Source organism: Dietzia sp. oral taxon 368 (genome assembly GCF_002999155.1).
Taxonomy (GTDB): Bacteria; Actinomycetota; Actinomycetes; order Mycobacteriales; family Mycobacteriaceae; genus Dietzia; species Dietzia cinnamea.
Genome location: NZ_CP027238.1, coordinates 1488955 through 1502078 on the forward strand (window position 1 = coordinate 1488955; position 13124 = coordinate 1502078).

The 13124-nt window shown below is 67.6% G+C and carries 8 protein-coding genes; 6 read left to right on the plus strand and 2 right to left on the minus strand.

What is annotated here, in order from left to right; all coding sequences use genetic code 11:
• Positions 1 to 58 precede the first annotated feature (58 nt).
• The 6 genes from C3V38_RS07035 to C3V38_RS07065 all read left to right on the plus strand — a co-directional run bounded on the left by C3V38_RS07035 (position 59) and on the right by C3V38_RS07065 (position 10586).
• Positions 59 to 2032 carry a DNA-binding protein gene (locus tag C3V38_RS07035; protein ID WP_070720723.1) on the plus strand — a complete coding sequence of 658 codons (1974 nt, stop codon included), beginning with the start codon at positions 59 to 61 and terminating at the stop codon, positions 2030 to 2032.
• Positions 2032 to 3639 carry a class I SAM-dependent DNA methyltransferase gene (locus C3V38_RS07040; protein WP_070720720.1) on the plus strand — a complete coding sequence of 536 codons (1608 nt, stop codon included), beginning with the start codon at positions 2032 to 2034 and terminating at the stop codon, positions 3637 to 3639. The genes C3V38_RS07035 and C3V38_RS07040 overlap by 1 nt, the downstream gene beginning before the upstream one ends.
• The gene (locus C3V38_RS07045) at positions 3636 to 4760 is read left to right on the plus strand and encodes a restriction endonuclease subunit S (RefSeq protein ID WP_083324330.1); all 1125 of its coding nucleotides are present in this window, start codon (positions 3636 to 3638) and stop codon (positions 4758 to 4760) included. Before C3V38_RS07040 ends, C3V38_RS07045 begins: the two co-directional genes overlap by 4 nt.
• Before the next feature lie 344 nt (positions 4761 to 5104).
• Positions 5105 to 6658: an ATP-binding protein gene (locus tag C3V38_RS07050; protein WP_070720747.1), complete on the plus strand. Its 1554-nt coding sequence runs from the start codon at positions 5105 to 5107 to the stop codon at positions 6656 to 6658.
• Complete coding sequence (locus C3V38_RS07055) at positions 6655 to 9867, plus strand: type I restriction endonuclease subunit R (protein WP_070720717.1); 3213 nt, start codon at positions 6655 to 6657, stop codon at positions 9865 to 9867. Before C3V38_RS07050 ends, C3V38_RS07055 begins: the two co-directional genes overlap by 4 nt.
• A gap of 317 nt (positions 9868 to 10184) precedes the next feature.
• A complete protein-coding gene (locus C3V38_RS07065) occupies positions 10185 to 10586 on the plus strand; it encodes a hypothetical protein (RefSeq protein WP_174705762.1) in 402 nt (133 codons plus the stop codon).
• A gap of 20 nt (positions 10587 to 10606) precedes the next feature.
• On the opposite strand, the gene add is transcribed toward C3V38_RS07065, so the two are convergent.
• Together add and C3V38_RS07075 are read right to left on the minus strand one after the other, a co-directional pair.
• The gene (add, locus tag C3V38_RS07070; RefSeq protein WP_082767890.1) at positions 10607 to 11653 is read right to left on the minus strand and encodes an adenosine deaminase; all 1047 of its coding nucleotides are present in this window, start codon (positions 11651 to 11653) and stop codon (positions 10607 to 10609) included.
• Positions 11650 to 13119: a sodium:alanine symporter family protein gene (locus C3V38_RS07075; protein ID WP_106385393.1), complete on the minus strand. Its 1470-nt coding sequence runs from the start codon at positions 13117 to 13119 to the stop codon at positions 11650 to 11652. The genes add and C3V38_RS07075 overlap by 4 nt, the downstream gene beginning before the upstream one ends.
• Positions 13120 to 13124: the final 5 nt, after the last annotated feature.

Sequence of the window (13124 nt, forward strand, 5' to 3'; positions counted from 1 at the left end):
AATTCGGGGGTAGCGTCGTCCGCATCGCAGACCTGGCCGACCGAACGGAGGTGACCACGTGGAGACGCTGACCATGCAGCAGATCGCCGACCTCGCCGGAGTGAAACGCCCGGTCGTGTCGGTGTGGCGCTCCCGGTCGACCGGATCTGATAGTCCGTTCCCCGCGCCCGTACACCCGGCGCAGCTGGTGTTCTCCGCAGACGAGGTCGGCCGCTGGCTGCGTGTCACCGGCCGGGGGAACAACCCGGAGGCGCATGAGGATGCGGCGTTGTTCTCGTCGCTGATGGACGAGGCGGCCTCGCAACTTGACGACGCCTCGGCGCTTCTCCTGCTCCACGCGCTGTCCGGCGCCCCGCTGGCTGACCAGAGCCGCGACGACCTCGCGACGCTTCCGGTGGGGCACGCAGTCGAGTCGGTTCTGTCCGTGACGCAGGCGGATAGGGCACTGCGTGACAGCGGCCTGGTCGCGTGCGTCGACCGCCTCGCCGAAGCCGGAACTACCGCGACACGGGTGCTCAAACGGTTGGCGCAACGTCAGGAGGCCAAGGACGCGCCGCTCGCCTCGGAATCGCTCACCAGCACGGGCGATGCACTGGCGTGCGAGGTGGTCGCGGCGCTGGCCGGCGATTCCGACAGGGCACTCGTGCCGTGGGGTCCGGGCGGACTGCGTCTGCTTGCGAGCGTGGTGGAAAAGGCGTCGGAGTCGGATCGGTCGCGAGTCGTTTCGCCGGATGGCCCGACTGGGCCGGTGGACCGACTGCTCTGGCGGTACCTCGCCGCACTCGGCGCCCGCCTGGAACCAGCGACGGCCGGTTCAGCCACGCTTCTCGTCGGGCAGTGGGCGGCGATTCCCCGGGACGGGACTGAGGGCTTCTTCGACTCGGTCGACAACGTGGTGCTGGACCTGGGGCCGGGCAGCGCCGCGGTGGTGTTCGCTCCCGCCCCGCTGCTGGTCGACGAGTTGCCGGGGACGGACCATCGGCGGCGGATCCTGAGGGGGACAGGCGGCGACTATGTTGCGCCCCTGCGCTATGTCGCTCGCCTGCCGCGGGGATTGTGCCGGTTCGGCGGTCGTCGTCGGATGGCGATGTGGGTGCTGGGAGAGTCCGGCGACACCGCCGGTGCGCGGAGTTTCACGACGTTCGGGGAGCACTCGGCCCACGCGCTGGATGCGCGGGAGAACCGTGCACTCGCCTCTGACGCTGTCGCGGCTCTCCGCGGAGGCGCCGCACGGCGGAGTCACGCGTTCCTGCGCAGCGAGCACCGGCTCACCGAGGCGGTGGTGAGCAAATCCGCGCTCGCGCTGCCGGTCACCACCGACGTCGCGGAGGACGGCGGTGATGCGCTGGCCCGCCTGTGGGAGAAGCGCGACGCGTCGGCGTCCGGGGTGCTCGACGGGGTCGAGGTGGTGGCGGCCGGATCTGCGGCTGACCACTCCCTGCCGTGGAGAGCGGCGACCACGGGCGAGCACCGGCCGGCCCGGGTGATCACGGGCGTGCGCATCCCCGCGGAGGTCTTCACGGCGGGTCCGGGCGGCATCGGGGTGATCGGCCCGGACGAGGTGCGCGGCCGGTGCGCGATCGGGTCACGGTCGGTCGACCTGGTGGAGTTGGTCCGACGGGCGCCTCGTTTCCGGCTCACGGAGCCGGGCGACGTGGTGTTTACGACGACGAGGGGGCCGGCCGCGATCATTGACACAGTCGGCGGCAATGCCGTTCAGGCGCCGGCCCGGGTCCTGCGGTGCATGGAACCGGCGGAGGGATCGCGACGTATTCTTCCCGAGCTCGCTGTTCGGGATATTTCGGCTGCGCGGGGATCGGATTGCCGTTCGTGGCGGCTGCGCACCGTCGTCGTCGACGCCTGTAACCCTTGGCGCACGGTAGCGGCACGGGCCGCCGAGCATCGGGCACGGCTCTTGGCCGAATTGAGTGCGCTCGACGCGCTCACCACAGAACTTTCCGACGGACTCGCGGCGGGCACGCTGCGTATAGACCACGACTATTCAGATCAGAACTACGAGGAGAACGCCTGATGGCGAGAGTGTTGGTTCCGATGCCCATGGAGGCATCGACACCTAAGGAACTCAAGGACACGCTGTGGAAGGCGGCGGACAAGCTCCGCGGGTCCATGGATGCGTCGCAGTACAAGGACGTCGTGCTGGGGTTGGTGTTCCTCAAGTACGTCTCGGACGCCTTCGAAGAGCGCCGCGACGCGATCCGCCAGGAGCTGGCCGGGGAGGACGAGGCCTACCTCGCCGAAACGCTCGAGGATGCCGACGAGTACCTGGGTTCCGGCGTGTTCTGGGTTCCCGCCGAGGCGCGCTGGGAGTACCTCTCGCGGCACGCCAAGGGCATCCCGGCGTCGTCGACCAACGACGCGCAGTCGATCGGTGAGCTGATCGATGCCGCGATGCGCGCGTTGATGCAGGCCAACGAGTCGCTGGTGGGCACGCTGCCGGTGTTGTTCGGGCGGGACAATGTCGAGCAGCGCCGACTGGGTGAGCTGGTGGACCTGTTCAACGCGGCGCGTTTCACCGGCGGCGGCGCCTCCAAGGCGCGGGATCTGCTCGGGGAGGTCTATGAGTACTTCCTGGACAAGTTCGCCAAGGCGGAGGGTAAGCGCGGCGGCGAGTTCTACACCCCGCCCGTGGTGGTGCGGACGCTGGTGGAGATCCTCGAACCGCATTCGGGGCGTGTGTACGACCCGTGTTGTGGGTCGGGCGGCATGTTCGTGCAGACGGAGAAGTTCCTCGAGGGGCACAAGGAGGATCCGACCAACGTCGCCGTGTACGGGCAGGAGCTCAACGAGCGCACGTGGCGGATGGCCAAGATGAACCTGGCGATCCACGGGATCGATTCGCAGGGTCTCGGCTCGCGCTGGGGTGACACCTTTGCCCGGGACATCCACCCGGATATGCAGGCCGACTATGTGATGGCCAACCCGCCCTTCAACATCAAGGACTGGGCACGTCGCGAGGACGACCCGCGCTGGGTCTACGGGGTGCCGCCCAAGCGCAATGCCAACTACGCGTGGATGCAGCACATCCTGTCCAAGCTGGCGCCGAACGGCGAGGCCGGCGTGGTGATGGCCAATGGGACCATGACCACTACGACCAGTGGCGAGGGCGACATCCGCAAGGCGATGGTCGAGGGTGACGTGGTGCAGTGCATCGTGGCCCTGCCGGGGCAGTTGTTCCGGGCGACGGGCATCCCGGTGTGCGTGTGGTTCTTCGCCAAGAACAAGGCCGCCGGCAAGGGTGGTTCGGTGGATCGCCGGGGGCAGGTGCTGTTCATCGACGCCCGCGAGCTGGGCCACATGATCGACCGCGTGGAGCGCACGCTGAGTGAGGAAGACCTGCAGCGCATCGCCGAGACGTTCCGTTCCTGGCGAGGCCGCCCCTCCGCGGTGGGTGAGTACGAGGACGTGGCTGGCTTCTGTAAGTCGGCCACGCTCGAGGAGATCAAGGCCGCCGGCTATGCACTGACCCCGGGCCGCTACGTGGGCGTGCCCGAGGCGGAGGAGGATCTTGAGCCGATCGACGAGAAGATCGCGCGGCTCACCGACGAGCTCACCATCGCGCTGGATGAGTCGGCCCTGCTGGATGCCGTGGTCCGGGAGCAGCTGGGGAGGCTTGGGTGAGGGTAACGCTCGGAGAGTTGGTCTCCCTAAGAAGGGGAAACTCGTACCGGGGCTCCCTAGTCGGCGAGTCTGGTTATCCGCTTCTCGGGCTGGGAACCATCGCACGCGAGGGTGGGTTCAAGGGTGGCAAGCTCCGGTTCTACCCAGAGGAGTTTGCCGACCGTATCGCAGTCTCGGCCGGAGACGTCTACGTGTCGCTGAAGGACATGACGCAGGAAGCGGCGCTGCTGGGTGCTGCGGCACGGGTACCAGAGGAGATCGAGCGGGCCCGCCTAACTCAAGACACCATTGCCGTCGACATTCTCGACGACTCTCCGATCAGTTCGGAGTACCTGTACTGGACGCTCAGAAGTCCGCAGTGCCGGCGACACTGCAAGTCACTTGGAACTGGCACGACGAATCTCGACCTTGCTCGGAACGATTTTCTTTCCTATGAATTCGAGCTGCCGTCGCTCGGGGAGCAGCGGGCGATTGGCGAGATCCTCGGCGCGCTGGACGACAAGATCGCCGCGAACAGGCGAGTGCAACGGTCGATTGACGACCTCCTTGACGCCAGCTTCCGTAAGGCCAGCCGATCCACTGCGGAGCGCGTTGAACTCGGCAGTCTGATTGCCCTCAACTACGGCAAAAGCCTGCCGTCGTCTAAGCGAGTTGAAGGCCCGTTTCCAGTAGTGGGAAGTGGCGGTGTCGTGGGTTATCACGATGAATCACTTGTAGACGGACCGGCTGTCATTGTCGGCCGAAAGGGGTCTGTGGGTTCCACGTATTGGATCAGCGAGGGATGCTTCCCGATTGACACGACGTATTGGGTGGCTCCCAACGGAGTCTCACTGGGATATGCCTACCGCCTCTTGCAGGACATTGATTTTGTGGCGATGAATACAGACTCTGCAGTGCCCGGGCTCAATCGGGAGCGTGCGTACGCACTGCAGGTGCCGCTTCCGGACGGGGCGCATCTAGAAGAGTTCGACCGATTGAGTGGGGCACTTACTTCGAAGCACTCAGCGCTCCAGGTGGAGACATCAGCGCTCGCCCGCACACGCGACGCATTGCTACCCCTGCTCATGGACGGCCGGATCGCCGTCAAGGATGCCGAGCAGGCCGCCGAGGCGGTGCTCTGAGTGGCAGCGGGGCGCCGCCGTAATCTGTCACGATCCGCGGGAATCGGGGATCAGTGTCAGATTAGGGGGGTGCCTTATCTAACAATCCCCAGGTCGCGCCTCGCTGGCTCTGATTGTCGGCTCCGTCAGCAGATGCCGTCGATGTCTGCTGCCGGGGCGAAGGCGTTCAGCGAGAGACGTACGGACGTTCCGAGTACATCCGTGGTCTCGTTGACCTCGGGCGCATCGTCTGTGACCTGGTCCCCCGGGCCCAGGCAGGCGATGCAGAGAGTGCAACCCTCATTGCAACTAGAGTGCAACTCAGTTTCAATGAGGCGATAGTCGGTACAACCAAAGTGGGCGTCATGTGGACGGAACAGCGGCTGCGGAGCGTGATCGACTCGCTGAAGTCGCGTCGCGGAGACTCCGCATCAATCGAGGTCAAGCGGGCAGCTATCGGTCTTCCCGCCTCTACGCCGGAGACTCTGTGCGCCTTCGCGAACATGCCGGAGGGCGGGACTCTCATTCTGGGTGTCGATGAGCGATCCGGGTTTACGATCACCGGCGTCGAGAAACCTGCCCAGCTGGAAGCGGGCCTCGTCAACCAAGCCCGCAAGGCCGTTCGTCCCTCACCCCACATCGCGACCGAGCATCTGATGATTGAAGGAAAGTCGGTGATCGTCGTTGACGTGCGGCCACTCAGCATTCACGACAAGCCGGCCACGTGCCAGGGGGTCGCGTATCTCCGTCAATCAGATGGTGACTACGAGATCCAAGAGCATGAACTCCGGATGATCGAGGTCGAGAAGCTCCACACCGACGAGCGGATCGACTACGACAGGCGTGTCATTCCGGACACGGGGGCAGACGCGCTGGTGCCGGAACTCGTGGACCAGTACGTCGCCGCCTGCCGATCCTCCACAGATCGACTGACCGACAAGTCTGACCAGGACATTCTCCGACTGACCAGCATCTTTACCCCCCGGGGTGAAGTGACCCTGACAGGTCTCTACATGCTCGGCGACTTCCCACAAGGAGCCGAGCCATCACTGACTGTGACAGCCGCGGTGATAGTGCCCTCTACCGACTCCGGCGTGAGGAATCGCAACCTGCGGGACTTCAGCGGTCCCGTTCCCGTACTACTCGATGAGGTGATGGCCTGGGTCGAGGCGAACGTACCGACGGTGCGGCGCTACCGCGACGACGGGCACATGGTGGAAGAGCACGAACTGCCACTTCGAGCGGTGAGGGAGTTGCTCGCGAACGCGCTCGTGCACCGCGACCTCGGGCCCAACACGATGGGTACCGGAAAAGGGATCCAAATCCGCCTCACCAGCCGCAACCTCGTGATCCAGAGCCCCGGCGGGCTGCGAGGGATCTCGCTGAAGCAGATCGAAAGCTCCGAACATGCGCAAGCCGCCGTCAACCAACGGTTGTACGCAGCAGCGAAGAAGTTGAAGACAGCCGACGGAGGCTGGGTGATCGAAGGCGAAGGTGGAGGGATACGCGAGGTCTTCGAGAGCGCTGCGCAGGCGGGGCTCCCACGTCCGACGCTGATCAACACCGGAGTTCAGTTCACCGCGATCCTGTGGTTGCCGCCGGGTGAACGTGGATACGACGCGGCGGCTGGGGCCAGGAAATCGGCGTCCGTCGGCACGACCCCAGTAGATGTAGTCACGAACAAACGAGCCGGGCGGCAGACTCGAAACGAGAACGCTGTGTTGTCGGCATTGGCAGAGATGAACGCCCCGACGCTCCGCGACATCATCGAGCGCACGCAGCTGACGGCCGGACAGATCCGGTACGCCCTGGCACCCCTGCTCGATGAGGGTTACGTGGTGATGGACGGCCAGCGCGGGGACCGGACCACGAACTATCGATTAATCGTGGAGCAGCCAAGAAACGGAGAGCAATCATGACCTACGGCTGGTCCGAAGCCCAAGCCGAGCAGGGGATCCTCGACGCCCTCGCCGAGCGCGAATGGGAGCACCGCCCCGGGCCATCCCTCGCGCCCGGCTCGGGGGAGCGCGACTCGTGGCACGACATCGTCCTGCGGGGCACCCTCCTGCAGTCGCTGATCAACCTCAACCCGGACGTGCCCGAGGAATACCTCCAGCAGGCCATGGCCGAGGTGATCACCCCCAAGTCGCAGGACGCCATCACCGAGAACCACCGGCTACACCACATCCTGCTCGACGGCTACAAGGGCCTGACCTACATCGACGACGACGGCCGCGAGGTCGCCCCGGTCATCCGCTTCCTGTCCGCCGACGCCTCGCGCAACCGGTACCACGCCGTGGACCAGGTGACCGTCCGCAGCCGCGAACACGAACGACGATTCGACGTGGTGGCCTACGTCAACGGACTTCCGCTCGCGATCTTTGAACTCAAGAAGCCGGGCGCCAAGAACGCCACCGCCGAACTCGCATACAACCAGCTGCGCACCTATCTCCACGAATTCCCCATGGCGTTCCGCTTCGCCGTCGTCGTCGTCGCCACCGACGACCTCTCCGCCCGCTACGGCACGCCGTTCACCCCGTGGAACCACTTCGCGCCCTGGAACGTCGACGACGACGGCCGCCGCATCGCCCCCCTCACCACCCTCGAAGGCTCCGCGGAACCCACAACCGAACTCGACCTCCTCATCGACGGCGTGTTCAACGTCGAACGATTCGGCCAACTCCACCGCGACTTCACCGCCTTCGACGCCACCGAGTCCGGCTTGATCAAACGCATCGCCAAGCCCCACCAGTACTTCGCCGTCACCAAAGCCGTCGGTGCCACCGTCCGCGCCGTGGCCTCCGACGGCCGGGCCGGCGTCGTGTGGCACACCCAGGGCTCCGGCAAGTCCATGGAGATGGAGCTCTACACCGCCAAGATCATGCGGCACCCGCGACTGGCCAACCCCACGGTCATCGTCATCACCGACCGCACCGAGCTCGACTCCCAACTGTTCGACGGCTTCCAGATCTCCGACCTGCTCCCCGAGCAGCCGGTGCAGGTCCGCACCCGCGACGAGCTCCGGACGCAGCTGGCGGACCGCCGCTCGGGCGGCATCTACTTCACCACCCTGCAGAAGTTCGGCCTGAGCAAATCCGAACGAGACTCCGGAGCGACTCACCCGCTGCTCTCGGACCGGCGCAACATCGTCGTCATCGCCGACGAGGCCCATCGCAGTCACTACGACAACCTGGACGGCTACGCCGCGCACCTCAAGAGCGCGTTGCCGCACGCGACCCTCATCGCCTTTACCGGCACCCCCATCACCGAGGGGGAGCGCGACACCCGCCGCGTCTTCGGCGCCGACATCGACGTCTACGACCTGCACCGGGCGGTGGAGGACGGCGCCACGGTCCCCGTGGTCTACGAACCGCGGCTGATCAGCCTGGCGCGCCTGCCCGGCGTGGACGACGAGTCGCTCGACGACGCCGCGGAGGAGGCGCTGAGCGGCCTCGACGCCGCGGACGCCGAACGCCTCCAGCGCGCGGTGGCCAAGCTCGACACCGTCTACGGCGCCCCCGAGCGCATCCGCACCCTGGCCGCCGACCTGGTGACCCACTGGGAGACCCGCCGCGACACCATGCGGCCATTCCTCGGTGTCCCGGGCAAGGCGATGATCGTCTGCGCCACTCGATCCATCGCCGCGAACCTGTACCAGGAGATCGTCGCCCTCCGCCCCGACTGGCACTCCGATGCCGACGACACGGGCAAGGTCAAGGTGGTCTACACCGCCGACCCGGGCGACGAGGAGCACGTCACCAGGCATCTCCGGCGTCCGAGTGCGATCGCCGCGGTGAAGCAGCGGGTGAAGAACCCCGACGACGAGCTCGAGCTGATCATCGTCAAAGACATGATGCTCACCGGCTTCGACGCCCCGGCGCTGCACACCCTGTACGTGGACCGGCCGCTCAAGGGCGCGCTGCTCATGCAGACCCTCGCCCGCGTCAACCGCACCTTCCGCGGGAAGCAGGACGGGCTGCTCGTGGGCTACGCGCCGCTCACCGACAACCTGTCCAAGGCGCTAGAGGAATTCACCCGCGAGGCCCAGGAGGGCGGTGACCGGCTCGTCGGCCGCACCTCCGAGGAGGCCGCGCAGATCGTGCTCGACCTGCTCGCAGGCGTGCGTGAGCTCATCGGCGACGAGTGGAAGGCGCAGTGGCACGCCAACGCCAAAACCGGCTGGCGTGATGCGCTCCTCACCGTGGTCACCCGCCTGCGGTCGCCGGGCACGCCAGGAAACCGCGACGACGACGACCCGGACGCGCGCCCTCTCGCCGACCGCTTCCGCGACCTGTCATCCAAACTCGCGCGGGCGTGGGCGCTGGCGGCGGGGAACGACTCCCTCGAAACGGTCCGACCCGAGGTGCGGTTCGTCGAAGAGGTCCGCGTCTGGATGCTCAAGCTCGACGCACAGCAGAAGATCGGCGCCGGAGAACTGGTCCCGGACGAGATCAAGCGCATTCTCGGCGAACTGATCGTCGACTCCGCAGCGAGCACAGGAGTCGTCGACATCTACCGCGAGGCCGGACTGCCCCTCCCGCGGCTCGACACGCTGACCCCGCAGTGGGTCGAGGAGGCGCAGAAGCCGTCCAAGGCCCACCTGGCGATCGAGGCGCTCAAGGCGACGTTGCTGGAGGAGGCCGCGACGGTCACGCACGGCAACGAGGTGCGGCGAAAGCTGTTCTCCGAACGCGTCAACGAGCTCATGGTGCGCTATACCAACCAGCAGCTCACGGCCGCCGAGGTGATCGCCGAGCTGGTGGAGCTCGCCAAGGAGGTCAGCGCGGAAGCCGACCGCGGGCAGCGCTTCGAGCCGCCGCTGGAAAGCTATGAACTCGCGTTCTACGACGTGGTCGCGTTGAACGAGTCCGCGGTCGACGTCCTCGGCGACGACGTGCTGGCCGAGATCGCCCGCTCGATCGTCGCCACCATGCGTCGCGACATCCGCACCGACTGGACGGTCCGCGAAGACGTCAAGGCCAAGCTTCGCGCCTCGGTCAAGCGGACTCTGCGCAAGTTCAGGTACCCACCGGACAAGCAACCTGAGGCCATTCAGCTGGTGATGCAGCAGATGGAGGCCCTGGCCCCCAGGTACGCAGAGGAGTCAAAGGAGGAAGACGGGAGGTGAGCTCAGGCCGGGTGCGGGACGCCTACGGCTCCACGGAGCGCGCGACTCCCGCGGACCCGCCCACCCCGAGGCCGTTCTCGCAACCCCACCCGCTGGTCTTCCTCGATGCGGGGCGCGGCCGCCCGGCGGACCGCGAGACTGGGCACGCACTTCCAGCCGCAGCTCGATGATCCCGGGCTTATCGCGCTCTGCCGGGCAGAATGCCTCGCGCCCGGGCACCGGCCTGGCCTCGTCGTCGTCGCCCCCGTACGGCTCATCGGCGAGCGCGTCCTGCCGGGGATCCGGTGAGGGGGCCGCCGCGCCCGTAGTCTCGGCTGATGAGCTCCGAGACCGCCCGCCCCCGCAACGCCCGTCCCCGCACCGCCCGCTACTGGGCAATGCCCGCCGCCCTCGGGGCGATGGGGGTCCTGCACTTCGTCAATCCCCGGCCGTTCGACGGTCTCATCCCGCCCGAGCTGCCCGGCAGCCGCCGCGCGTGGACCTATGGGTCGGGCGTCGCGGAGCTCGCGGTCGCCGGGCTGTTGGCCGCGCCCCGCACACGGAGGCTGGGTGGTGCTGCCGCCACCGCGCTGTTCCTCGGCGTGTTCCCCGGCAACCTGCAGATGGTCCGCGCGTGGCGCCGCAAGCCGGTCTGGCAGTACCAGGTGATCGCGTGGGGCCGACTGCCGCTGCAGGTGCCGATGATCGTCGCCGCCGACCGCATCCGCCGAGGCGCCTGACCTGGGGCGCCTGACGCGCCTTACGCGCCGCCGTCCTGCCAGGCGGCCCGGTCCTCCCACGCACCGAGGCGCGCGAGGGCGTCCCGCTTGACGTCCGCCGGCGCGAACGACGACTCGATCGACGTACGCGCCACCTCCACGAGCTGCGCCTCGGGCACGCCCATCCGCTCGTGTGCGGACACGTACTCGTCGACCACGTCCGCGCCGAACAGCAGGGGGTCGTCGGCGCCGATCGAGCACCGCACGCCGGCGGCCAGGAGCGCGGGCAGGGGATGGCTCTCGAGCGAGGGACTCACGCCCAGCACGACGTTGGAGGTGGGGCACACGTCGAGGCACGTCCCCCGCTCGGCGAGCAGCTCGAGCACGCCCGGATCCTCCACGGCGCGCACCCCGTGCTGGATGCGGTCCGCCCCCAGTTCGACGGCGGAGCGGACCTCCTCCGGCCCGCCCAGTTCGCCCGCGTGGGGCACCACCCCGAGTCCGGCGTCGCGGGCGATCGCGAACGCTTCCGCCGCGGCGGCCACGGGACTGTCACGCTCGTCGGCGACCAGACCCACCGCCACGACGCCGCGGTCGGCGAACCGCGCGGCCAGCCGTGCCGCCTCGAGCGCGTGCTCGGGCCCCGCGCCGCGGTCGATGCTCACGATCGCGCCGGCCCACACCCCGTGCCTGCGTGACGCCTCGGCCATGACCGGCAGCTGGAACTCGAGCGCCTCCTCGGCGGAGCCGAACGCCACCGCCTTCTCGGGGATCGACGCGAACTCGAGCGCCACCACCCCCTGCGCGGCGGCGTCGGCGATCACCTCGTCCAGGAGCTGCTCGACTCGCTCCGGCGTGTGCAGGAGGTCGATGAGCAGGCCGTACGCGTCGAGGAACCGCGTGAAGTCCGGGTAGTCGACGAGCGGCGGCACCTCGAGGCCGTCCTCCGCGCACCACTGCCGCAGCGTCGCCTCCCGCATGGCCGCCTCGAGGTGGACGTGCAGGTGCGCCTTCGGCAGCGCGGTCAGGCTCCGGCGATTGGCATCGGCGCGGTGGGCGGTGTCGGCGCGGCGTGCGGTTTCGGTCATTCGTCGGCCTTGACCTCGCGGGCATCGTCGGCGATGTGCTGGTGCGTCATCGGGTCGGAGCCGTCCCAGGCGGTGACGTTTCGGGCCCGTGGCAGGTCGTCGCGGTGGAACACCGGGTTGTGTCCCTTCGTCTTCTGCTGCAGGTAGTGCCGCAGCAGCGCCACGGCGAGTCCGCCGAGCGGCAGGATCGCGATGAGGTTGATGGTGGCCATGAAGCCCATGAACAGGTCGGCAAGGCCCCACACCAGGTCCACCGAGCCGAGCGCGCCGCCGAACACCGCGAGCAGGACCAGCGCGCGGAAGACGTTGATCGACCGCGGGCTGTCGCGCAGGAAGTTGATGTTGGCCTCGCCGTAGTACGAGTTGCCGAGGATCGAGGAGAAGGCGAGGAAGAAGATGACCACCATGAGGAACGGCACGCCCCACTCGCCGACCTGCGACGCGAGCGAGTCCTGCGTGAGCGTGATGCCCTCTCTGTCTCCGCCGAACTCGGGGTCCGCTAGCAGAATGATGAACGCCGTGGCCGAGCAGACGACGAGGGTGTCGAAGTACACGCCGAGCGACTGGACGAGGCCCTGCTTGACGGGGTGGGAGACCGAGGCGGTCGCCGCGGCGTTGGGGACGGAACCCATGCCGGCCTCGTTGGAGAAGAGGCCGCGGCGCATGCCCTGCATGATCGCCGCGCCGATGGTGGCGCCGGCGATCTCGCGGAACCCGAGGGCGTGGCCGACGATGAGGCCGATCATGTCGGGGACCTCGGTTATGTTGATGGCGACGACGACGAGGGCGACGACGACGTAGGCCGCGGCCATGACCGGGACCAGGATCTCGGTGACAGCGGACAGGCGGCGTACGCCACCGAAGATGACGAGGCCCGTCACGAGCGCCAGCCCCAGGCCGATGGCGATTCCGGCTCCGGTGCCCTGGAGGTCGAACTGGTTGCGGACGGATTCGGAGATCGAGTTGGCCTGGACGGCGTTGAACACGAAGCCGTAGGTGACGGTGATGATCACCGCGAACGCCACGGCCACCGGCTTCCAGCCCAGCCCGTCGCGGATGTAGTACGCCGGTCCGCCGACGTACGAGTCCCTGCCCTTGACCTTGTACAGCTGCGCGAGCGTCGACTCGATGAAGGCGGTCGCGCCACCGATGATGGCGAGGAGCCACATCCAGAAAACCGCCCCGGGCCCGCCGACGGTGATGGCGATGGCCACGCCCGCGACGTTGCCGGTGCCGACCCGGGATGCCGCCGAGATGGTGAAGGCGCGGAAGGCGGAGATGCCCTTCTTGTCCGGTTCGATGTCGGAGGGTTTCTCGGTGATGGTCCGGAGCATCTCCGGGAAGAGCCGGATCTGGACGATCAACGTGGTCACTGAGAAGTACAGCCCGGCGATCACCAGGAGTGCGATGACGCCGTACCAGTAGACGTCGTTGATGCTCGCGACGAGCTCGGTGAGTTGGGTCACGGGTG